The following is a 23,674-nucleotide window of genomic DNA, read 5'->3' as shown; positions in this document are numbered from 1 at the left end:
TCAATGAGTTAATGGAGGGACTTAGTTATGTTGAATTTTGACTTGGACGATATTGAACAAATTGCCCAGATTAAAGTAATCGGTATTGGGGGCGGCGGTAGCAATGCCGTGAACCGGATGATAGAAGCCGGAGTTCAAGGAGTGGAGTTTATTGCCGTCAATACGGACGCCCAGGCTTTGAATCGTTCCAAGGCACCTGTCCGTCTGCAAATCGGTGAAAAACTGACCCGTGGCTTAGGAGCCGGGGCAAAACCTGAGATTGGTAAAAAAGCGGCGGAAGAAAGCCAGGAACAGATTGAAAACGTGTTAAAAGGTGCCGATATGGTATTTGTGACCGCCGGAATGGGCGGAGGGACCGGGACAGGAGCTGCCCCGGAGATTGCTCAGATTGCCCGCGATCTGGGTGCCCTGACGGTAGGAGTTGTGACCAAGCCGTTTACCTTTGAAGGAAGAAAAAGATCCAACCAGGCAGAACAGGGAGTAGCCGCCTTAAAAGAGAGTGTGGACACATTAATTGTGATTCCCAACGATCGCCTGTTGGAAATTGTGGAAAAAAATACACCGATGCTAGAGGCTTTCCGCGAAGCAGATAATGTACTGCGCCAGGGTGTACAGGGTATTTCGGATTTGATTGCCGTACCGGGTCTTATTAACCTCGATTTTGCCGATGTGAGAACGATTATGACTGAGCGGGGTTCTGCCTTAATGGGAATCGGTACAGCCACTGGTGAATCCCGGGCGGCCGAAGCGGCGAAAAAAGCTATTTGCAGCCCCCTGCTGGAAACCTCCATCAATGGTGCCCGCGGTGTTTTGATGAACATTACGGGGGGGACCAACCTCAGTCTGTACGAGGTGCACGAAGCAGCCGATATTGTTGCTTCCGCCTCCGATCCGGAAGTCAACATGATTTTCGGGGCAGTTATCAATGAAGATCTGAAAGATGAGATTCAAGTTACGGTTATTGCCACGGGCTTTGATCATAAACAGCAGGAAAAAGCAGCAACACAGGCTGGTAAAAGCAGCAAGCCCATATTTGGAAATGATTCCGGCTATAAAGATCGTGAGCAGTTGTTTACTCCCTTTAATGGCCGTAACCAGAGAGATGAATCAAAAACGGACAGTTCTAATTATGATCACCTGGAAGTCCCTACCTTCCTGCGCAATAAATTCGGCAAAAATAAATAGAACGGACTGTGCAGTCACCGGCAAAGGTAAAAAGATGCTCCCAACAGGGGCATCTTTTTTATGGTTCGACGAAAAAAGTCATTCGCAACTGGCAAGTTTAGACAGACTTTGAAATAAAGATTAATATATACTAATCTCACTTCAGTTTGAGGAGGGACTCTCGATTGGTTGTCTATGCGGATTTGATATTCCTCCTCAATGGATACATAGATTTTTTGCTGCTATGGCTGACATCAGGGATTCGCAAACAGAAAACGAGCATGTGGCGCCTTCTGTCGGCAGCCGCTGTGGGCGGAATGTATTCAATGCTGCAGCTGTGGCCCCAGTTTGCTCTGGCTTTCTTTTTCCCGATAAAGATTTTGGTGTCTATGGTCATGGTATGGATTGCTTACGGGTTCCGCCATCCAACCTCCTACCTCAGAAACTTGGGGGTTTTCTATCTTGTTTGCTTTATTGCCGGAGGAGCGTTGATCGCTTTGCACTATGTGTTTACAGGGGACAGCCAGGTGGCCGGGGGAATTTTTTTAACCCAGTCTGCGAACGGCTGGGGCTCTCCCGTTTCTTTATTGTTGATCATCTGTGGTTTTCCCCTGGTCTGGGGTTATACCAAATACTCGCTCCGCTCTTTAGAAGAAAGGCAAACCGTAAACCAATATCTTACACAAATTAAATTGTCGATAGGCGGAAAAGAAGTTGAGTGTACAGGTCTCATTGATACGGGTAACCAGTTGCGTGATCCCGTCACCCGCACTCCTGTCATGATGGTTGAACTGGAGCAGCTGGAAAGCAGATTGCCTCTTCAACTGAAGCAAATGGTTCAGGAGAAAGACTGGGAGAAAGGCTGGCTCATGTTGCCGCCGGAATGGATGACAAAAGTGAGGGTCATCCCTTACCGGGTCGCGGGAAATAAAGGGGAAATGATGATCGCTTTAAAACCGGACCAGGTTAAAATTTTAAAAGAAAATCAGTGGAATAATGTTGGGAAAGTTCTCATAGGTATAGATGTCGGACGTCTCTCATCCGACGGGACTTACCAAGCGATTATTCATCCCTCCTGCTTGTCTGTATGAACGGAAAAAACCGAAAACTGATGAGGGGGCGAATTTATGATCGTCAAGTGGAAGTTGCTCATCCAGCTATTTTGGTATCGAATTCTGATCCAGATCGGCTTAAAAGGCGAGGAAATGTACTACATCGGCGGAAGTGAGGCATTGCCGCCCCCACTTTCGCGCGAAGAAGAAGAACACTTGCTCGAACGCTTGCCGAGTGGGGATACCGCGGTTCGGGCAATGTTAATCGAGCGAAACTTACGGCTTGTCGTATACATTGCACGTAAGTTTGAGAATACGGGAATCAACATCGAAGATCTTGTTTCCATTGGAACCATTGGACTTATTAAAGCTGTCAATACGTTTGATCCTACCAAAAAAATCAAACTGGCCACCTATGCTTCCCGCTGTATCGAAAATGAAATTCTGATGTTCTTGCGCCGTAATAACAAGATACGTTCCGAAGTCTCTTTTGATGAACCACTTAATACGGATTGGGATGGAAATGAACTTCTGCTTTCAGATGTAATGGGGACAGAAAATGATACCATCTACCGGGATATTGAAGACGAAGTAGACAAGAAGATTTTGCGAATGGCCCTATCAAATCTGTCTGATAGAGAGCGCAAAATTATGGTTCTCCGGTTTGGCTTGGATGGGGGAGAAGAGAAAACCCAAAAAGATGTCGCAGATCTTCTCGGTATTTCTCAATCTTATATTTCACGCTTAGAAAAAAGAATTATTAAGAGATTGCGTAAAGAATTCAATAAAATGGTTTAATTTCTTGCCCATTATAAATTTCCCAACTCAGGAGATACTTAACATGAATCCATCCTGAGGAGGGGAATTCATGGCGCGGAACAAAGTGGAAATTTGCGGCGTAGATACATCAAAGCTCCCTGTACTCAAAAACCAGGAAATGCGTGTACTGTTTAAAGAACTACAGGAAGGAGACCGTTCTGCCCGTGAAAAGTTGGTCAACGGAAATCTGCGGCTGGTCTTGAGTGTAATCCAGCGCTTTAATAATCGCGGGGAATGTGTGGATGATTTATTTCAAGTCGGTTGCATCGGGTTGATGAAAGCCATTGACAACTTCGATCTGGGGCAAAATGTTAAGTTTTCCACTTATGCAGTTCCCATGATTATCGGGGAGATTCGGCGATACTTGAGGGATAATAATCCAATCCGGGTATCCCGCTCGCTCCGGGATATCGCTTACAAAGCTCTGCAAGTAAGAGATACATTAACGAACCGGCATTCCCGTGAACCTACAATTCATGAAATATCTGAGGTGCTAAATGTACCTAAAGAGGATGTTGTATTTGCTCTGGATGCGATCCAGGATCCTGTCTCGCTGTTTGAGCCGGTTTATCAGGATGGAGGCGACCCGATTTTCGTCATGGATCAACTGAGCGATGATAAGACGAAAGATGTGCAGTGGGTCGAAGAAATCGCTTTAAAAGAGGCTCTGGGAAGACTCAATGACCGGGAAAAAATGATCTTATCCATGCGCTTTTTTGAAGGAAAGACGCAAATGGAAGTGGCAGATGAAATCGGAATTTCACAGGCGCAAGTTTCCCGCCTGGAAAAAGCAGCTATTAACCAGATGAATAAATTTATTAATTAGAATGCAATAATTGAACCCAATAACCTGTGGTGAAGGTAGTTGGGTTTTTTATTTTTGATAACGCAAGCAAAAAGGTTAAAATTAAAAAGTTTACAAAATGGTTAAAATATCTTCAAAAACATGTTTATTTAAATAAAATGATTTATGATATTATTTTTTACTGGAATTGTTTATATATTGGATTTGCTTTATGCATAAAGGAATCCTGTAAAACACGGTTTCCATTCATGCTACTGCATATCATGAGACAGAACAGGTGGGAGAAGGTTGTTTAAAAGATCCATTCTTTTTTTCCTGGCGGTCTTATTATTGAACTTCACAGCGGCGTGTTCATTACAGACAGGAGAAAAGAATAAAGAGATTCCTCCAAAGAAAAAGGCAGGAACAACGGCGGAGGAGATGCTGAGGGACGGTCCGGGCAAATATGCCGGAGATCAATACGATTCTAAGAAGTTGCAGTCTGAACTGTCAAAGCTTCCGAATAATTTAACGGCTGACCAGGCATATGAGGCTCTGATTCCTTTACTGGCTGAAGATTATATGTCAATCGTAAAAGAGTTAGATCAATTTAATCCGGAATTGGAACTGCTCGGTCCCGTTAAAGGTTCTGATTCAGATGGCAATAAAAGCGGCAATGGTACAAAAGAAAAGAAACAAAAGACCAATATTGCTATTCTGGTAGATTCGAGCGGAAGTATGGCGGGCAAAGTGAACGGCAATACCAAAATGGATGAGGCCAAAACTGCGGTCAAACATTTTGCTTCCAATCTTTCGGAAGATACGAAGGTATCGCTGAGGGTTTATGGCCATAAAGGAAGCAATAAAGAAAAAGATAAAGCGGTCTCCTGTGCCAGCACAGAAGAAATTTATTCACTGAAGCCTTATGACCCCTCCTCTTTTGACAGTGCCGTCAGTCAACTTCAACCTGTCGGCTGGACACCGCTGGCTGCGGCGATTAAACAAGCGGGGGAAGACCTGAAACAAGGCGACCCGGATGCGAAAAAAGTAGTTTATGTTGTAAGTGACGGACTTGAAACCTGCGGAGGAAACCCGGAACAAGAAGCGAGAGCCCTGCATGAATCGGATATTGAAGCGATTGTGAACATTATCGGTTTTGATCTCGATGAAGAGAGCAAAAAAGTGTTGGAACAAGTGGCAAAGGCAGGGGGAGGGGAATTTAAAGCGGTTGAATCCTCCGCAGAGATGGAGAGTGGTTTGGAGGCCTTATCCGATTTGGGTGTATTGTTGGAAAACTTGAACAGACAGACAAACAACGCTTTAAATTCGGTTCAGACGCAGATGAGATATGATAACTACTTAAGATCTGTCCTCAGCCAAAATCCGGGCCTCCCGGGCAAGGTTTACAATATAATGGAAAAGGAGAGCGAACGCCTCGACGCTGCCGCTGAGTTTTTAGAGGAAAATAATCAGCTGGCAAAAGGTGTAGGAGGTTATGATGGGACTCTAAACGATAAACTGAACAAGCGGAGAGAGTTGATCTCAAATTACTTCTCAGACCGTTGGGACAAAGAAGAGGAGAAAGTAAAAGAGGCGTTCCGTAAAGCGGAAGAAGCAATTAAAGAATAAAATCTTAATTAAGCCGTAAATTCGGGTTCTGTCGGATTTACGGCTTTTTTGTATAGGTAGTTTCTCATAATATCCGGAACGGTGGTATATTCGTCTCTTGTACATTTTGTTAAAGCCGGACATATACATAAAAATAAAAGATGGGTGATAAGCGGGGGAAAACGGCGATGAAAATTTCAGAGTTGCAAGCGAAAGATGTGGTAAATATATCAGATGGCCGGAAATTGGGGCAGATTTATGATTTGGAGCTTGATTTGCGTCAAGGGGAGATCAAGGCGATTGTGGTACCGGGAGAAACCAGGTTGTTTGGCTGGCTGGCCGGAGGGCAGGAGTGGATTATCCCGTGGAAGCAAATTGTAAAGATTGGTTCAGACGTGATTCTTGTTCGTCTGGATGGGCGGGCAGCGGATGCTGGTCACGGAAATCGTCCATGGTTAAACGTCCCTCATGAAGAGAGCAGCATCTGACACTTTGTCAATAAGCAAAGATATGGTAATATGATACGAGGAGGAGAGTGTATGGAACCATTTAAATATCACGATATGCTAAATATTCCCTATTTTTCCCTTGATTTGTGGGAAAAGGAATTCCCGCACCTCGTTGTGGGTTTCAGCGCCAGAAGAAACGGGGAAGATATTCATTGCCGCAACTATGCACTCCATGTGGGGGATCGTCCAGAGCAAGTGATTGAAAACCGGAAACTCCTGGCTAAACAGCTGGGAATACCGTTTACCGCATGGACCTGTGGGGAACAAGTACACGGGACACATGTGGAACAGGTAACAGCTGCGGATCGTGGAAAAGGGTGTGACTCCCGTGAATCGGCCTTTTCCGGGACCGATGGGATGATTACAGGAGAACCGGATATTTTGCTCGCTTCTTATTATGCAGACTGTGTACCCTTATATTTTTATAGTCCGGATATTGACTTTGTCGGGGTGGCACACGCCGGCTGGAAAGGAACTGTTCAGGGGATCGGCATTCAAATGGTGCAAAAGCTGCTTCAGCTAGGAGCCAAACGGGAGGAAATTCGGGTGGCAATCGGCCCGTCGATTGGCTCTTGCTGTTATGAGGTTGACGAGCGTGTGATCGAACCGCTTCAACAGGTCATTTCAGAAGCTGACACTTTGCAAACAATCGCAGTTAGCCATATTCCGGGCAAATGGCAGTTGGACTTAAGACAGGCTAACGCTGAACTATTGAAACGTGAGGGAGTGTCACCCGGGCACATTCAGCTCACGAAGTGGTGTACCAGCTGCGATAAAGACTACTTCTATTCACATCGCCGCGATCGTGGGAAGACAGGGCGGATGGTTGCCTGGATCGGAAAAAGAGAAAGGGGATCTTGATGGACGAACTTACAAATCGGTGGGAACATATACAACAGCGGATACAGAAAGCATGTCACCGAGTCGGTCGAGATCCAAATACGGTTCATGTGGTGGCAGTAACGAAGTACGTGGATTCGGAACGGACAAGCCGTGTACTCGATTTGGGTTTGGACCATATCGGTGAAAGCCGGGTCCAAGATGCTGTGCCAAAATGGAAATCGCTGGGTGATCGGGGTACCTGGCATTTTATCGGGCACCTGCAACGCAACAAAGTGAAAGAGGTGGTGGGGCGGTTTACATATCTGCATTCGCTGGACCGTTTTTCCTTAGCCGAGGAAATTGACCGCAGAATTCGGCAGAAAAATAAACCCCTTCGCTGCTTTATTCAAGTCAATGTTTCAGGTGAGGTTACAAAATTTGGAATTCCTCCTCGCGAATTAGAAGAGTTTGCACGGGAAGTGGCGAATTTATCTTCTATTGAGATTATCGGGCTGATGACGATGGCACCTATTGTGGATAACCCGGAAGAAGTACGCCCTGTTTTTCGTGAGCTAAAGCGTTTGCAAGAAAAAATCCAACGGTTAAACCAGCCCCGTTTACGCATCCCTCATTTGTCAATGGGTATGTCCCGGGATTTTGACGTAGCCATTGAGGAAGGGGCTACATGGGTCCGCCTCGGATCTGTGTTGGTTGGAGGAGGAATGCGGGGAGGGTAACCTTATAAGGAGGCGACTCCCAGTGACTTTAATGAATCGAATCATGGGTTTCTTTGGTGTGAGTGATGAAGAAGATCTGTATGAAGATGATTTGGATACTGACACCACGACTCCTCCGGCCAAAGGAAGAAGTAATATCGTGTCATTGCATACTCAAAAAAATATTCGACTGGTTCTGTATGAGCCAAGGGCTTATGAAGATGCACAAGAAATCGCCGATAACCTTAAAAGTCACCGCCCAGTCGTAGTCAATCTGCAACGTGTGCGCAGGGATCAGGGGATGAGGATCGTTGACTTTTTAAGCGGTACCGTCTATGCTCTTGGAGGAAACATTCAAAAGCTGGGTCCCCATATCTTCATCTGTACACCTGCAAACGTCGATATTCAAGGAACCATTACAGAGCTTATGCAAGATGACTGAGGCAAAAGATTGAGGTGACCATTTTCTTATGGATATTTTCAAAGTCATTGACTGGGCATTTAATATCTACTACATCATGATTTTTGTTTACATTCTGTTTTCATGGTTTCCAAATGTACAGGGATCTCCGGTAGGCACTCTGCTGGGACGCCTGGTTGAGCCGTATTTATCTGTATTTCGGCGTTTTATCCCGCCGATCGGCGTGATTGATTTATCGCCTATTGTAGCTCTGTTTGCTCTTCATTTTATTAGAATTGGAGTTTTTGCTATTCTGGCCTGGATTTTGAGGTTATTTTGATGACGAACCGTGAATCTGCGATTTTCGCACATTTCCGACGGGATGAAAAGCCGTTTGTCGAACGTTCCCTGGATTGGATTGAGCGCGCTTTGGATAAATACCAGCCAGTGACAACGCCCTTTTTAGATCCGCGGGAACAGTACATTTTGCGTACGCTGGTTCAGAGAGAACCTGAACTTCTCCTGTTATTGGACGGGGGTTATTCATCGGCGGAAAGGTGCAGGGCTGTAGTGGGGCCGTCCTCTTATCTCAGAAATGATCCAAGACTGTTCCGCCTCTCATTTTTACGGCTGGAAACGAAGAGTGGAAAGCCTCTGGAACACTCCGATGTTTTGGGAACGATCCTCGGGCTGGGAATCAAAAGAGAAAAAGTTGGAGATCTCCATCCTCACCAATCAGGTTGTGACATCGTTATTGCCGAGGAAATGTGTGAGTTTGTTCACAACCAGCTTGGACAAGTGGGGAGGGAACATGTTAACATAAGTAAGATTGCTCGGAATGAATTCATTCTAACAGAGCAAAAATATTCTGTTCGCGCGGTTACACTCCCTTCGTTGCGTGTGGATGCATTGGTGTCTGAAGGATATCGTATTTCCAGAGCGAAAGCAGCAGCCTGGATCAAAAACGGAAAATGTAAAGTAAATTGGAAAGTTGTCGACCAGCCAGATTATCCCGTTGAGGCAGGAGATTTGATTTCATTGCGAGGTTATGGACGCATCCGTATCATGAGTTTGGACGGACTCACTAAAAAAAGGAGAAATTTGGTTAAAATAGCATCCTTTATCTAGACCAATCTACCTATTTATGGGCGATGCTTATAGAATTTCTGAAGGATATCTGGTAATATTGTCGAATAGAAGAGAATGCAATTTATCCAGGAGGTGCGGATGATGCCGCTAACACCTTACGATATACACAATAAAGAGTTTAAAAGATCATTTCGTGGGTATGATGTTGATGAAGTGAACGATTTTCTGGATCAGATTATTAAAGACTTCGAACTGCTGACCAGGGAAAAATTGGAACTTGAACAACAAGTTGAGGACTTGCAAGCCGAATTGGAACGTGTCATGGAAGGAGAGCAAATGTTCCAAAGCGGCCCCCAACCGGCTTTGCCGCCGCAACAACCGCAGCAGCCGCCGCAACAACAACAATTGCAGCCTCGTTATCAGCAACCGACAGAACCGATGAATGCATTACAACCGTCTGCCGCTGCCCTTACTTCGATGGAACAGAGTATTCACAAATCGATTCGGGTGGCACAGGAAGTGGCCGATGAAGTACGGCTGAATGCGAAGAAAGAAGCAGAACTGATCGTCCAGGAGGCTGAAAAAAATGCCGACCGGATTATCAACGAAGCTTTGCAAAAAGCACGTGCCGTACACAGCGAGCTGCTTGATCTGAAGCAAAAAGCAACTGTTTATCGCGCTCGCTTCCGTACTCTTGTCCAATCTCATCTGGATATTCTGGAAAATTCCGATTGGGAATCTCTTGAGGAATTGGAAAGCAATCTGGAGGAGACCGGAAAGCAATTGGAGCAATATGCTGACCGTACACAAACGCCGGAGTTGCTGATGGATCATCAACAAACACAGGAATTCCGCAATCAGGAATATCATAATCAGGAATACCACAATCAGGAATACCGTAATATGGAAGATCCCAACATGATTGATGAAGTGGCTGCATCCTATATGGAAGAAGAGGACGAGCCTCGCCGGGAACTCAGAAGAACTTCGCGCAAGCTGAAGAAAAAAGCAATGTTCTGATGAAACAACCTTGAACCAACATCCACATTCTCGTGTATAATGAGAACAAGCATATAGGGTTAAAGGTAAGGAAAGGGAAGAGTAGATAGAGGGACTCGCGTTTCAGCGAATTAGGGAGGGTGTAAGCCTAATCCGGGTTTCTATCGAAAATCACCCTGGAACTGTCACCTGAACATAGAGTAAGGTAGACCGCGTCATCCACGTTACGGATGAAACAAGTGGTTCGATTTCGCTTTTTGTCAAATTGAAACCATTAGGGTGGTACCGCGGGAAACCTTCTCGTCCCTAGAGGATGAAGAAGGTTTTTTTTATTTTTGACAAAGGAGTTGATCATATGCCGGATTACAGTAAAACGCTGAATCTGCCCAAAACTGATTTTCCCATGAGGGGCAACTTACCAAATCGGGAACCGGAAATGCAAAAATGGTGGGACGAGATTGATATCTATGGACAAGTACAACAAAAAAGAAAAGGGCAGCCCCGCTTTATCCTGCATGATGGGCCACCTTATGCCAATGGGAATATCCATATCGGGCACGCTTTAAATAAAACGCTGAAAGACTTTATCGTACGGTATAAATCGTTGAAGGGCTTTGATGCACCTTATGTACCCGGATGGGACACACATGGTTTACCGATTGAACATGCGATTGTGACAAAGAAAAAAGTAGACCGCAAAAATGTTGACCCTGTTCAGTTCCGTGAAATGTGTAAAGAGTATGCCCTCTCTTTTATTGAAAGCCAAATAGAACAATTTAAACGGCTGGGTGTACGCGGGGACTGGAATCATCCGTATATCACATTAAAGCCGCAATATGAAGCGGAACAAATCCGCGTCTTTGGGGAAATGGTGAAAAGAGGACACATTTATCGGGGTATGAAGTCTGTTTACTGGTCACCTTCCTCAGAAACTGCTCTCGCAGAAGCTGAGATCGAATACTATGATAAACGCTCTCCGTCCATTTATGTCACTTTTCCGGTAAAAGACGGTAACGGGCTCCTTCCCGAAAACAACACCTATGTGGTTATTTGGACAACAACCCCCTGGACGATTCCGGCCAACCTGGCGATTGCACTGAACGAAGATTTTGATTACAGCCTGGTGCAAACAGGTGAGCGCCAACTGTTGATGGCGGCCGAACTGGTAGATCAGGTGATGAAAACAGCGGAGATCGAAGAATACAAAACGGTTGCTACCTTTAAGGGCAAAGAGTTACAAGGGGTTGTTTGCAGCCATCCGTTCTATGATCGTGAAAGCCCCATCGTCTTTGGCGATCATGTCAATCTGGATGCCGGAACCGGATGTGTTCATACCGCACCCGGACACGGGGAAGAGGATTTCCTGCTGGGACAAAAGTATGATTTAGGTGTCCTTTGTCCTGTGGATGGAAAAGGGGTCTTTACAGCTCAGGCACCTGGCTTTGAGGGCATTTTCTATGAAGACGGGAATAAAGTTGTGACACAAAAACTGGAAGAAGTCGGATGTTTGCTCAAGTTGACATTTATCTCACACCAGTATCCGCATGACTGGCGAACGAAGAAACCGGTGATCTACCGGGCTACGGAACAGTGGTTTGCCTCCATTGACGGCTTCCGCCAAGAAATGTTGGAAGAGATCAAAAAAGTGAAATGGACACCATCCTGGGGAGAAGTTCGCTTGCATAACATGATTGCCGAGCGAGGGGACTGGTGCATTTCCAGACAACGGGTTTGGGGCGTACCGCTGCCCATTTTCTACTGTGAAGAATGTTCAACTCCGCATATCACGGATGAAACGATTGAATATATTGCGGATCTGTTTGCCAAAGAAGGATCTTCTGTCTGGTATGCCAGAGAGGTTAAAGAGCTGATGCCGGAAGGGCAGAGATGTTCCAATTGCAGCAGTGAACGCTTCCGCAAAGAAACTGATATCATGGATGTCTGGTTTGACTCCGGCAGCAGTCATGCAGCAGTTCTGGGGCAACGCGAAGATCTGCGCTGGCCGGCCGACATGTACCTGGAAGGGTCTGACCAATATCGTGGATGGTTTAACTCCTCCTTATCCACTGCTGTTGCCACCAGAGGGCAGGCTCCTTACAAAGAGGTGTTAAGTCATGGTTTTACCCTGGATGGAGAAGGCCGCAAAATGTCCAAATCACTCGGTAATGTGATCGATCCGGCAAAAGTGGTTAAAATGTACGGAGCAGATATCCTGCGCCTGTGGGTCGCTTCTGTCGATTATCAATCTGATGTACGTGTTTCGGATGCGATTCTAAAACAAATCGCCGAGGTGTACCGTAAACTGCGCAACACATTCCGCTTTTTGCTCGGGAACCTGAATGGGTTTGATCCGGATAAAGACCGGGTAGCCTTTAATGAGATGAGCGAGTTGGACCGGTATGCGCTTACCAAACTGCAACGCCTTATCGGACGTGTTACCCGGGCATATGATAAGTATGAATTCCATCAAGTCTACACTTCGGTGCATCAATTCTGTACCGTCTTCTTGAGTCAGTTCTACCTGGATGTGTTGAAAGACCGGCTTTATGTATTGCCGGTTGCTTCACCGGTACGCCGTTCCGCGCAATCTGTATTGTATGAGATGCTGGTCTCCCTGGTAAAAATGGTCAGCCCGTTGATCCCGCACACGGCTGAAGAGGTGTGGAGACATACTCCGGGTGTGAAAGATGTAAGTGTCCAGTTGACACTGTTCCCGGAAGTTAATGAAGAGTTCCTCGATCAGCAGTTGGAAAACAAATGGGACGAGATGCTGCTTGTTCGTGACGAAGTATTAAAAGCACTGGAAGATGCGCGAGCCGCGAAAGTAATCGGCAATTCCCTGGGAGCTTCGGTTGAGTTGACCCCGAATGAAAAGACTTATCAATTGTTAAGTCAAATAGACGAACTGGATCAACTGTTTATCGTTTCCCATGTACATCTTAATCCGCCTGCAAATGAAGTTCCTGCTGATAAAAAAGTGCTGGTGGAAGTGAACGTGGCCGAGGGTGAGAAATGTGAACGATGCTGGGTCATTTCTCCATCAGTGGGGAAACAGGAAGATCACCCCACCCTGTGCGACCGCTGTGCTCCCATTGTGCGTGAGCATTACCCGGAAGCAGGAGTAGGAACAGTATAATTTGATTGATATAGAGATAAAGCTTGGGTGTTCATTAGCCCAAGCTTTATTGCTAAAAAAGAACCGCAAAACAGCGAGGGTTGACTGATATACCCGCTCTGCTTTGACTCAATATGAATTTTATGGGGTGAACCCGAAGCATTTTTCCATTTAGTCATCAAATTCAATATTAATATTTTTGGTTAAATTTGCAGGCTCTTCCTCCTTTGGAAGGCGTATCTCAAGGATATCATTTTTATATATACTCTTTATGCCATCGACATCTGTATTGGATGGGATGGAAATAGTATGTTGGAAATGACGATAAGAATTTTCCACACTAAAATTTCCTTTAACTGTGAGGGTCTGGTTGCAGGTGAAAACTTTAATATTTTTATCTTTGCTTAATCCGGGGATTTTAAAATAAAAAATGATATCATCGTCCGTTTCGTGTTTTTTATACATTTTCACAAATATTCCCTCTCTTCTTTATGTTGATAACCAGTTTCCCTGAAAATATATTATTATTGGCTGTTATAGTTTGACTTGGCTATCTTCCTGATAAAATAAACCAAAAAATCAGATGTTGCCAAATGCGGATCGCCGATCGGAAGAAAGACAAAATTCTGCCTTTCCCACACTGACACACACTTTCATAGAAAAAAGAACCAAACAGTGAGGGGCAATCAGCGTCACCATCTGGTTCATAAATAAATCGATTATCTCCGTTTTGGATGTTTTTTTGTTTGAATGGTTCTCTTTTTCCATAACGCTTTTTCGGCCAATTGTGATTGTTTGTTCTCTTTTCTGGTGAGATAAGCAAGTTCCCTCTGCAGCTTGCAATAGCTGTCAAACCGTTCACGGGAGAGCTTTCCCTCTGTCAGGGCAGCCTGGACGGCACAGCCGGGTTCACGAAGGTGGGTACAATCGTTAAAACGGCATTGTTCAGCCAGAGTATCAATATCCCCAAAGGTTTCATTTAAACCGTCAGGAGCATCCCAAAGCTGCAATTCACGCATCCCCGGGGTATCGATGATGCAGCCTCCGCCGGGAAGGGGAATCAATTCGCGGTATGTTGTTGTATGCCGCCCTTTTCCGTCTTGTTCGCGTACAGATTGAGTCATTTGCCGTTTCTTTCCTGTCAGTTTGTTTGTCAGCGTCGATTTACCGACACCTGAAGAGCCGAGCAATGCCACCGTCTTCCCGCTTTGCAGATAGGGCGCCAACTCTTCCAAACCCATATTTTTTTCGGCACTGATCGTATGGATAGGAACACCGAGAGCAATTGTTTCTACTTCCGCCCGCCTGGCTTCTGCTTGATCACAAAGGTCGCTTTTGTTTAAGACAATCACGGGGGATGCCCCGCTCTCCCAGGCCATCACCAAATACCGCTCCAATCTTCGGATATTGAAATCCTGGTTTAAGGCATGGACTAAAAATACCGTATCAACATTGGTAGCCACCAGCTGTTCATCGTGACCGGTTCCTGCAGCTTTCCTGGAAAAACGGCTGGAACGGGGCAAGACGCGATGAATGGTTCCCCTTTGTTCCTGTTCGCGAACCACCAGTGCAATCCAATCTCCGACACAGGGATAGTCGGTGCGTCGGATCGCTTCATAGCGAAACTTTCCCGAAATCGAAGCCAAAACTTCCCCCTGTCTGGTGATCACGCGATACAGTCTTTGATGCTCCAACAAAACGCGCCCCAGTACATACCCTTCTTCCTTTAATTGTACTTCCAGCAACTCCTGGGTTTTGTTCCATCCATAATTATTTATGTTCAAATTGGATTCCTCCCGGTGGTTTTAATCAACCACAGAGGATCCCTGGTGATTTCAGTTATTCATCAAAGAAGCCCTGTGGTTTAGCAGATCATCACTTTTTCGGCAAATAAGGTTTCAGTCATAGCCATCACTCCTTTAATGAACCAAGTATCGACTGAATCGTCTAAAATTAGCTTACCACAAAGTAGAGAATTTTTTAACCGGCCGGACCATCCCCAAAATCCCTTCCCCTAACACACACTTTCACAGAAAACGCAACACCTGACTGCATTGTGCGCAGCCAGGTGTCGCTTGTGGATTTGAATGATTTATGAAGACTGACATGCTGTTATGAAGCGGCAAATCGTTTTGAGTCCTTTTGATCAGCCGGGCTCTTTTTAAGGTAAGAAAGAAGGAAAAGAACAAGGATGACGCTGAGGCTGATGATCGAGCTGGTTATATTTTTTATATTTAATAACACCATTCCGAGAATGACAGATAAAGAAACAACAGCAAAAATAGTTGCATAAGGATAAAAACGAGTTTGGTAAGACGGAGTGACTGGATATTTGGAACGTACTTTCAACTGGGCAAGACAAATGGTAATCCAGACAAACAGGACAGTAAATCCCGGAATTCCCATTAAATATTGGAAAACATGTTCGGGAGTCATAAATGCGGCCCATGAACCAATAAATAAACTAATGCCGCTTACGAGCAGTCCGTAAGAGGGGACTCCTTTTTTGGAAAGTCGTGTGAATACAGATGGTGCTTCTCCGTCTTTTGCCAGGGAATAGAGCATTCTTGATGTGGCATACATTCCGGAATTGGCAGCGGAGACGACCGCAGTTAACAACACCAGATTCATGACATGTGCAGCCCCCTTAAGTCCCACCGAGGACAACACCTGAACGAAAGGACTCCCATGATCCCCTATTTCATTCCACGGAAGCAGCCCGCAAATCACAAGAATCGGCAATACATAAAAGAGACAAACTCTCCAGACCACCCCTCTGATAATCTTCGGCAAAACGCGCTCCATGTCTTTTGCTTCCCGGAGTGTTAAGCCGATCAGTTCCGTGCCTCCATAGGAAAAAATAACAATGAGCAAGGAAGAGAAAACTCCTGTCCATCCCATAGGAAAAAAGCCGCCATGTGAAGTATAATGTTGTAATTGAGGGGCGCTGTCCGCCGCCCCAATGCCAAGTAAAAGTGAACTTCCGATGATAATAAACAGAATGAGCGTTGTCACTTTAATGCCGGATAGCCAAAACTCAATTTCCCCGAAAAAGCGGACACTGGCTACATTTACGACCAGGATACAGATGGCCACGATAAGACTGAGAAACCAGACGGGTAGCTCGGGAAACCAGTATTGTAAAAAGCTGCCTGCTGCTACGATCTCTACGGCCATAACTAAGACCCAATTGACCCAGTACAACCAACCCATGACAAACGAGACATGGGATCCAAATGCTTTATTAATAATTCCGCGCAGATCTGTTTGTGTGTAAACCCCGGCCATTTCTGCCATTGCTCCCATAACGAGAAACAATAACAAGCCGGCAAACAGATAAGCGAAAATGACTCCCGGACCCGCAAGGGACAATGAATCTGCACTGCCTTTAAAAATTCCTGCTCCAATTGTTCCCCCGATCGCCATCATTCGTATGTGCCGGGGAGATAAACCACGTTTTAATTGTTCAGACATTTTCAGTTCCAGCTCCTCACTTTAATACAAAAAAGCATAACAGCAATAAAGGAATAAGAAAAGGTTAATTAAAAATTTAATTGAATTCAGAAAAAATATAAAACGATTTTAGCCCTTTGTTTGATACCACTGTATAACGCTTTTATGTATTCATTACCATTAGCGTTGTGGTGACATGAAAATGGTTTAACAGGACAATCTAAAAAACAAAACGAAATAAAAAAGGTCCTTAATGGATGCCTGGTACATGGAGAACCATTGGATGGAGGCTAAAGGAGATGAATCAACAGCAGCGAAACCAGCTGTATCAACAACTGATTGAAGAAAAAAAACAGGTTGAACAGCGTTTAAAGCAAACAGATGATTATGGCTTGGAAATAGGGATGAATGATTCTCTCGGTGAATTATCCGGTTATGACAATCATCCGGCTGACCTGGGTTCGGAAATGTACGAACGGGGAAAGGATCTTGCTTTAAACGATAAAGATGAACATCACTTACAGGACATCAATCGTGCCTTAAAACGGATGGAAACGGGTGAATACGGGTTGTGTAAAGTATGTCATCAAGAAATCCCCTTTGAGCGGCTTGAGGCTGTTCCCACTACTGAGTATTGTCTTGAACATTACCCGGACAAACACCCGTCTGCCCGCCGCCCTGTGGAAGAACGGTCAACCAGTTATGATTTATATTTTTTGGATAACCGAAATTATAATGCCTATGATGCCGAGGATGCCTGGCAAGAAGTGGAGCAGTACGGGACTTCTAACCCGCCCGATTATTTCGCGGAAGGGCGCAACTATAATGAACTCACCATCGATCATAATGAACAGCGGGGATATATTGATCTGGTTGAGGGTTTTTCCATTGCTGACATTGACGGTCATACAGATGATATTACCGAGATCACCCACAACCAGGCATACCGGCAAAAAGACCAGGAAGAGGCCCTGGAAGAAACAGATACAGATTTCACCGGAGATTGGGATACTACCGTTTAGCCGTTAACTTGTGCTAAGTTCAGCGGCTGTGCTACAATCAGATGGAAAAATGTTGATGTTTGACTGCGGGAGACAGGAGGAGGACGCTTGAGATATTTTTTTACCACATTGATCATCTTGATCGCAGATCAGTGGACCAAATGGCTGGTTGTAAAACATATGTCTCTTTTTCAATCGATTCCGGTTATCGACGAATTTTTTCATATTACCTCCCACCGGAATCGCGGTGCAGCATTTGGGATTTTGGAAAATCAGCAATGGCTTTTTATCACCATCACATTTATTGTGATCATGATTATTTTGTACTACCTCTGGCAATTAAAAAGTGAACGGCCGTGGATGTCTTTTTCATTTGCCCTCATTCTCGGGGGAGCTGTCGGTAATTTGATTGACCGGATCAAGACCGGTGAAGTGGTTGACTTTTTAGATTTTCGCTTTGGTACTTATAACTTTCCGATTTTTAACGTGGCGGATTCAGCTATTGTGGTAGGGGTTTGTATTCTGGTTCTGATCACCTTATTCAGTTCCGAAGTTGAGTCAAACGAAAAGTTATCCGAAGCGAGTGACTCCTGATGGAAGATTCGTTAGACATCTTGAAGCATCATGAATGGCAAGTACCGGAGAACCTGGCAGGGACCCGTCTGGACAAAGCGATTGCTTTATACAATGAAGAATGGTCCCGTGTCCGCGTTCAGGAGTGGATCAGGGATGGACTCGTACGCGTCAATGGCAGTGCGAAAAAGGGAAATTACCGTTTAAAGCATGGGGAAACGGTTGAGATTCAAGTTCCTCCGGCAGAAGAGCTGCAAGTTATAGCGGAACCGATCCCTCTGGATATCCGCTACGAGGACGAGGATGTTCTGGTTGTGAATAAGCCGAGAGGAATGGTGGTTCATCCCGGCCCCGGAAATCACACCGGGACGCTGGTTAATGCCTTGCTTGCCCATTGTAAAGATGAGTTATCCGGAATTGGGGGCGTTGCCCGTCCGGGAATTGTTCATCGGATTGATAAAGATACATCAGGCTTGTTGATGATCGCTAAAAACGATCTGGCCCATCAATCTTTGGTGGCCCAATTAAAAGAACACTCCGTGGAGAGGGTTTATCTGGCGGTAGTACATGGATTAATTCCCCATGAAAATGGAACGATTGAAGCCCCGATCGGAAGAGATCCCGTTCACCGTCAACGAATGGCGGTTGTTCACAAAAACAGCAAGCATGCGGTAACTCATTTTACCGTGCGTGAGCGTTTTGCCGGGACAACATTGATCGAGTGCCGCCTGGAAACGGGGCGAACACATCAGATCCGCGTTCATATGAAATATATTGGGTTTCCGCTTGTCGGGGATCCCGTATATGGGCCAAAGAAAAATATTTATCCGATTGAGGGGCAAGCCCTGCATGCACAAGTGATCGGATTTGCCCATCCGCGAACTGGAGAGCAAATCCGCATCGAAGCAGAGCTTCCCCGGGACATGGAGCGGTTGTTGCAAACTTTGCGCTCCCAATCATAATTTCATTTGACAACCTCTTTAAAGTAGGTCATAATAACATCTAGTGATGATAGAACCTTTAAATCCAGTCCGGAGAGGCTGGCAAGGGCACGGATGATTTTAGATAGGTGAAAACTGCCTATGTGCTTCTTGTCCAGTTGCGGACAAGAAGCTTTTTTTATCTTCCGGCCTGAACAGAATCGAAAGGAGCAGAGGGATGGGAGTCGGAAAAACGATCTTGGACGAGGCGGCTATACGTCGGGCGTTGACCCGGATTGCGCATGAAATTTTAGAACGCAACAAAGGCGTTCAAGATTGTTTATTGGTAGGGATTAAAACCAGAGGCATTTATCTTGCCAGACGACTTGGGGACCGCATCCGGCAGATTGAGGGCCGAAGCATCCCTATTGGGGAGTTGGATATCACCCTGTACAGAGACGATCTGACTGAAAAACATCCGCACCCGCAAATAAAAGACACGCAAATACCGGATATAAACGGAAAAAAGGTCATTCTGGTTGATGATGTACTTTATACGGGCCGAACGGTAAGGGCGGCGATGGATGCCCTCATCGATCACGGCCGGCCCCAGATGATCCAGCTTGCAGTACTCATTGACCGCGGGCACCGTGAATTGCCGATTCGTCCTGATTATATTGGTAAAAATGTACCTACTTCCAGAAATGAATCCGTTTCTGTAACACTGACGGAAGTGGATGACGGACAAGATAAAGTTTGCATAAAAACAAATGAATAGTCCCCTTTTAAGACGGTCCCGTGAGGCCGGCAAAGGGAAAACGCACGCTTTAATGGGTGAATTGCGTCTCTTTGCCGTACGGGCAAGGAGATTTTTTTTACCTTCATGATGGAAAAGGAGTGAAAAAAATGAACAAACATCAATTCATCCGCATGGATGTTCATGAAAGACCAAAGTTATGGAAATGGATCGCTCTCAGTTTTCAACACCTCTTTGCCATGTTTGGTTCAACGATCCTGGTTCCTGTTTTAACGGGTTTAAGTCCGTCCGTCACCCTGATGGCAAGCGGAATCGGTACAATCGCTTATTTAATTGTAACCCGTGGCAAAGTTCCCGCCTACCTCGGTTCTTCTTTCGCCTTTATCGTTCCGATTATTACCGTTTCTCAGGGCGGGAAACACATTGGGGAAGCATTATTCGGCTGCCTGCTGGTCGGGATTATGTACGGGGTGGTGGCACTCTTTGTCTACCGCTTTGGAGTGAAGTGGCTCGATTATATCCTGCCTCCGGTCGTCATCGGTTCTGTAGTGATCGTGATCGGCCTGGCACTGGCTGGGACTGCCGTCGATATGGCCAGCATGAAAGATGTTGTTCAGCAGATGCCCCGGTCAGCGGCGGAATGGCAGCACTTGGACGGTTCTATTAAAAATGTGGATACGGAGCACGGGAAGATTACTATGCATGTATACTCTCTGGAAAACTTCGGAGTAGCCCTGGCGACACTGGGAATCTCCATTATCGCAAGTCTGTTTTTCCGCGGATTTCTGAATATCATCCCCATTTTGATCGGAATTATCGGTGGTTATATCGTTGCCTATTTTACCGGGATGGTTGATTTTACGGCGGTTCAGCAGGCGAAATGGTTTGATCTTCCACAATTCACGGTCCCAACTCCCTCCTGGAAAGCGGCACTGGTCATCCTGCCGGTGATCCTGGCGGTTCTTGCTGAACACATTGGACATTTAGTGGTGACCGGTACCATTATGGATCGGGATTTAACAAAAGATCCGGGTCTGCACCGCTCTTTGCTCGGGGATGGAATCGCCACCTCCATCGCTGCTTTGCTCGGCGGACCTCCAACGACAACCTACGGTGAAAACATCGGAGTGATGGCAATCACTCGCATTTTTAGCGTATGGGTGATTGGCGGCGCCGCTGTACTGGCGATCGGCTTATCTTGTGTCGGAAAGTTAGCAGCACTGATTCAAACAATACCCACTCCGGTGATGGGTGGGGTGTCCATCCTCCTATTCGGCATTATCGCTTCCGCCGGGTTGCGCATGTTGATCGAAAATCGCATTGATTTCAATGACCGGCGCAACCTGGTGATTGCTGCGGTTGTTCTTGTGATCGGAATCGGGGGCGCTGTGCTCAGATTTGCGGACATTCACCTTGAACTGGAAGGAATGGCGCTTGCAACAGTGGTCGGGATTGTCCTCAACCTTGTCTTGCCGAAACAGAAGGAAGAAAAAGAGACATACGCCAGGGTTGGGGCGGCGTAATACAAAACATTTATGCCGGGATGGAAGTCGATGAAAGTTTAATCTTGCCGGGGAAGCAGAAATCTGGGGAGCGAACAGAATTCTGCCTTCCCCCTTAGACACACACTTTCACAGAAAAAGGTGATGGAACATGGCTACACAACCACTGATTCGTTCTGACCACTTGTTTGATACGGTGGAGCTCAGCAAGTGGGAATTGGAGCAGATCATGGAGAGAGCCGCCTTTTGGGAAAAAAACTGGCGGCCGGGACAAGCCCCTTTTGCCGGCCGGTTTGCGGCAAATTTATTCTTTGAACCAAGTACCCGCACCCGGTTTTCCTTTGAGATCGCCGAGAAAAAATTAGGCCTTCATGTCCTCAACGTAAATATGGAGGAGTCAAGTACAACCAAAGGGGAATCGCTTTGCGATACAGTTAAAACGTTATCTGCATTAGGTGTGGAAGTTGTCACAGTGCGCCACCGGGAGCCGGAAGCCATTCAAGAACTGTTAACAGAGGATACCGGCTGTAAGATTATCAATGCAGGGGCAGGCAAAATGGCTCATCCCACCCAGGCGTTATTGGACCTCTACACGATGAAAAAGCATTTTGGCAGCCTGTCCGGGTTAAAAGTAGCCATGATCGGAGATATCAAGCACAGCCGTGTGGTCCGTTCCAATTGCTGGGCCCTGGGAAAATTCGGGGTACAGGTCATCTTTAGCGGACCGGAGTCCATGAGAGATCACGAGTTGGAAAAAATCGCCTCCTATCTGCCTTTTGAAGAAGCAATTCGTGAAGCTGATGTGGTGATGATGCTCAGAGTTCAATTGGAGCGCCATCATGAACAATTATTTGTTTCGGCAGGCGAGTACTTTAAAAACTATGGCTTAAGCATTGAACGATTCCAAACCATGAAACCGGACGCGATCATCATGCATCCGGGCCCGGTCAATCGGAATGTGGAAATTTCCGATGAGCTGGTGGAACATCCCCGTTCAAAAATTTTCGCACAAAAAACAAATGGGGTTTTTATTCGGATGGCTGTTCTAGAACGAGCTTTAGGGGGAGTACAAAGATGAAAAAATTGTTAAAAAATGGGTGTGTTCTGGATCCGGTTTCAGATGATTTAATAGAGATAGATATTTTGATAGAAGGAACATATATAAAAAAAATCGATACTCATCTTCCCGTCAATGATCCGGATGCAGAAGTTATCGACCTTTCGGGAAAGTTTGTCTCGCCGGGCTTGATCGATATGCATGTCCATTTCCGTGAGCCCGGTTTTGAAAAAAAAGAAACCATTGCCTCCGGAACCCGTGCAGCAGCCAGAGGCGGATTTACTACGGTGGCTTGTATGCCCAATACCCGTCCGGTCACAGACTCAGTGGAAGTGGTGCGGGAGATCCTCGCAAAAGCTGAGCAGGCAGGCTGTGCGCGTGTACTTCCATACGGAGCGATTACGGTGCGGGAATTAGGGCAGGAACTGACCGATATGGCGGCCTTAAAAGCAGCCGGGGTCATCGGAGTGACGGACGACGGCGTCGGAATCCAAAGCAGCAAAATGATGAAAGAAGCGATGCGCAAGGCCTGTCAGGTCGGATTGCCCGTAGTGGCTCACTGTGAAGATGACACCCTGGCCAAAGGCGGTTGTGTCCATGACGGAACGTTTGCCAGCCGTTACCACTTGCAGGGAATCCCGAGCGAGGCGGAATCTATCCATGTAGGCAGAGATATTCTGCTGGCTGAAGATATCGGAGTTCACTATCATGTGTGCCATATCAGTGCAGAACAGTCAGTGCGTTTAGTTCGTGAAGCAAAGTCGCGGGGGCAAAAAGTAACGGCAGAAGTGACACCGCATCATCTGCTCTTATGTGATGAAGATATACCGGAACCAAACGCCCTCTGGAAAATGAATCCCCCGTTGCGCTCAAGAAAGGATCGTGAGGCGCTGATTGAAGGACTCAAAGACGGGACCATCGATATCATCGCTACCGATCATGCCCCTCACACCGCAGCGGAAAAGGCAATGGGAATGGAGCGGGCACCTTTTGGAATCGTGGGGCTGGAAACAGCTTTCCCGCTGTTATACACGCATCTGGTTCTAAAAGGGGTACTCACCCTGGCAGAGCTGATCGATAAAATGACCCGAAAACCGGCTCAAATCTTCGGATTGCCATACGGGGTTCTTGCAGAAGGGCTGCCGGCCGACCTGACAGTGATCGATCTGGAGGAAGAACGGGCAATTGATCCGGATACATTCCTGTCCAAAGGGCGGAATACTCCTTTTGCCGGATGGAAAGTAAAAGGTTGGCCGGTACTCACGATCATGAATGGAAACATAACCTGGAATCAGGCGGACACTGCTTTAACGTTTGGTGATTTTGAATAGAGA

General features: G+C 46.1%; 23 protein-coding genes and 1 other annotated feature. Of the genes, 20 read left to right on the top strand and 3 right to left on the bottom strand.

The annotated features are described in order from the left end of the window. Positions 1-27: 27 nt before the first annotated feature. The 13 genes from ftsZ (at position 28) to ileS (ending at position 13,098) form a co-directional block, all read left to right on the top strand. Positions 28-1,185 (top strand): cell division protein FtsZ, encoded by a 1,158-nt coding sequence (gene ftsZ / locus I8U27_RS04800; protein WP_181751484.1) that lies wholly within the window; start codon positions 28-30, stop codon positions 1,183-1,185. A gap of 164 nt (positions 1,186-1,349) precedes the next feature. Continuing rightward, positions 1,350-2,255, top strand: coding sequence for a sigma-E processing peptidase SpoIIGA (gene spoIIGA / locus I8U27_RS04795; RefSeq protein WP_181751483.1), 906 nt, complete (start codon positions 1,350-1,352; stop codon positions 2,253-2,255). A gap of 36 nt (positions 2,256-2,291) precedes the next feature. Further along, a complete protein-coding gene (gene sigE, locus I8U27_RS04790) occupies positions 2,292-3,014 on the top strand; it encodes an RNA polymerase sporulation sigma factor SigE (RefSeq protein WP_181751482.1) in 723 nt (240 codons plus the stop codon). Positions 3,015-3,084: 70 nt separating this feature from the next. After that, positions 3,085-3,861, top strand: a complete 777-nt coding sequence (gene sigG / locus I8U27_RS04785; protein ID WP_181751481.1) for an RNA polymerase sporulation sigma factor SigG — start codon at positions 3,085-3,087, stop codon at positions 3,859-3,861. Positions 3,862-4,128: 267 nt separating this feature from the next. Then, the gene (locus I8U27_RS04780) at positions 4,129-5,448 is read left to right on the top strand and encodes a vWA domain-containing protein (RefSeq protein ID WP_181751480.1); all 1,320 of its coding nucleotides are present in this window, start codon (positions 4,129-4,131) and stop codon (positions 5,446-5,448) included. 167 nt (positions 5,449-5,615) lie between these two features. Further along, positions 5,616-5,915, top strand: coding sequence for a YlmC/YmxH family sporulation protein (locus I8U27_RS04775; RefSeq protein WP_181751479.1), 300 nt, complete (start codon positions 5,616-5,618; stop codon positions 5,913-5,915). 51 nt (positions 5,916-5,966) lie between these two features. Continuing rightward, positions 5,967-6,797 (top strand): peptidoglycan editing factor PgeF, encoded by an 831-nt coding sequence (gene pgeF / locus I8U27_RS04770; protein WP_181751478.1) that lies wholly within the window; start codon positions 5,967-5,969, stop codon positions 6,795-6,797. Beyond that, on the top strand, positions 6,797-7,495 hold the full coding sequence (locus tag I8U27_RS04765; protein ID WP_181751477.1) for a YggS family pyridoxal phosphate-dependent enzyme: 699 nt from the start codon (positions 6,797-6,799) through the stop codon (positions 7,493-7,495). The genes pgeF and I8U27_RS04765 overlap by 1 nt, the downstream gene beginning before the upstream one ends. A 22-nt stretch (positions 7,496-7,517) precedes the next feature. After that, entirely contained in the window at positions 7,518-7,916 is a 399-nt protein-coding gene (locus I8U27_RS04760; RefSeq protein ID WP_181751476.1) for a cell division protein SepF, read from the top strand. A 28-nt stretch (positions 7,917-7,944) separates the two neighbouring features. Continuing rightward, complete coding sequence (locus tag I8U27_RS04755; protein WP_181751475.1) at positions 7,945-8,214, top strand: YggT family protein; 270 nt, start codon at positions 7,945-7,947, stop codon at positions 8,212-8,214. Continuing rightward, entirely contained in the window at positions 8,214-9,002 is a 789-nt protein-coding gene (locus I8U27_RS04750; RefSeq protein ID WP_181751474.1) for a YlmH family RNA-binding protein, read from the top strand. Before I8U27_RS04755 ends, I8U27_RS04750 begins: the two co-directional genes overlap by 1 nt. 102 nt (positions 9,003-9,104) lie before the next feature. Further along, the gene (locus I8U27_RS04740) at positions 9,105-9,983 is read left to right on the top strand and encodes a DivIVA domain-containing protein (RefSeq protein WP_374057918.1); all 879 of its coding nucleotides are present in this window, start codon (positions 9,105-9,107) and stop codon (positions 9,981-9,983) included. Between the two features lie 59 nt (positions 9,984-10,042). Further along, positions 10,043-10,273: a binding site (T-box leader), on the top strand. Between the two features lie 44 nt (positions 10,274-10,317). Then, positions 10,318-13,098 (top strand): isoleucine--tRNA ligase, encoded by a 2,781-nt coding sequence (gene ileS / locus I8U27_RS04735; RefSeq protein WP_181751473.1) that lies wholly within the window; start codon positions 10,318-10,320, stop codon positions 13,096-13,098. Positions 13,099-13,248: 150 nt separating this feature from the next. Here the strand turns inward: ileS and I8U27_RS04730 are convergent, their stop codons facing one another. The 3 genes from I8U27_RS04730 to I8U27_RS04720 form a co-directional block, all read right to left on the bottom strand. Next, positions 13,249-13,542, bottom strand: coding sequence for an Hsp20/alpha crystallin family protein (locus I8U27_RS04730; protein WP_232345260.1), 294 nt, complete (start codon positions 13,540-13,542; stop codon positions 13,249-13,251). Positions 13,543-13,796: 254 nt separating this feature from the next. Next, complete coding sequence (gene rsgA, locus I8U27_RS04725) at positions 13,797-14,861, bottom strand: ribosome small subunit-dependent GTPase A (RefSeq protein WP_181751471.1); 1,065 nt, start codon at positions 14,859-14,861, stop codon at positions 13,797-13,799. 328 nt (positions 14,862-15,189) lie between these two features. Next, positions 15,190-16,551 carry an amino acid permease gene (locus tag I8U27_RS04720; RefSeq protein ID WP_232345251.1) on the bottom strand — a complete coding sequence of 454 codons (1,362 nt, stop codon included), beginning with the start codon at positions 16,549-16,551 and terminating at the stop codon, positions 15,190-15,192. Between the two features lie 278 nt (positions 16,552-16,829). Here I8U27_RS04720 and I8U27_RS04715 point away from each other — a divergent pair, with 278 nt between their 5' ends. The 7 genes from I8U27_RS04715 (at position 16,830) to I8U27_RS04685 (ending at position 23,671) form a co-directional block, all read left to right on the top strand. Further along, entirely contained in the window at positions 16,830-17,552 is a 723-nt protein-coding gene (locus tag I8U27_RS04715) for a TraR/DksA C4-type zinc finger protein (RefSeq protein WP_181751470.1), read from the top strand. Positions 17,553-17,639: 87 nt separating this feature from the next. Next, complete coding sequence (gene lspA, locus I8U27_RS04710; protein ID WP_181751469.1) at positions 17,640-18,125, top strand: signal peptidase II; 486 nt, start codon at positions 17,640-17,642, stop codon at positions 18,123-18,125. Between the two features lie 20 nt (positions 18,126-18,145). Next, complete coding sequence (locus I8U27_RS04705) at positions 18,146-19,066, top strand: RluA family pseudouridine synthase (protein ID WP_374057920.1); 921 nt, start codon at positions 18,146-18,148, stop codon at positions 19,064-19,066. 196 nt (positions 19,067-19,262) lie between these two features. Beyond that, positions 19,263-19,802, top strand: coding sequence for a bifunctional pyr operon transcriptional regulator/uracil phosphoribosyltransferase PyrR (gene pyrR / locus I8U27_RS04700; protein WP_181751467.1), 540 nt, complete (start codon positions 19,263-19,265; stop codon positions 19,800-19,802). A 128-nt stretch (positions 19,803-19,930) separates the two neighbouring features. After that, the gene (gene uraA / locus I8U27_RS04695) at positions 19,931-21,304 is read left to right on the top strand and encodes a uracil permease (protein WP_220185915.1); all 1,374 of its coding nucleotides are present in this window, start codon (positions 19,931-19,933) and stop codon (positions 21,302-21,304) included. Between the two features lie 130 nt (positions 21,305-21,434). Beyond that, complete coding sequence (locus tag I8U27_RS04690) at positions 21,435-22,361, top strand: aspartate carbamoyltransferase catalytic subunit (RefSeq protein ID WP_181751466.1); 927 nt, start codon at positions 21,435-21,437, stop codon at positions 22,359-22,361. Further along, positions 22,358-23,671 carry a dihydroorotase gene (locus I8U27_RS04685; RefSeq protein ID WP_181751465.1) on the top strand — a complete coding sequence of 438 codons (1,314 nt, stop codon included), beginning with the start codon at positions 22,358-22,360 and terminating at the stop codon, positions 23,669-23,671. Before I8U27_RS04690 ends, I8U27_RS04685 begins: the two co-directional genes overlap by 4 nt. Positions 23,672-23,674 lie beyond the last annotated feature (3 nt).

This window comes from Paenactinomyces guangxiensis (genome assembly GCF_016055185.1).
Lineage (GTDB): Bacteria > Bacillota > Bacilli > Thermoactinomycetales > Thermoactinomycetaceae > Paenactinomyces > Paenactinomyces guangxiensis.
Note: the sequence above shows the minus strand (reverse complement) of the source record. Positions and strands in the feature narration are given on the sequence as shown.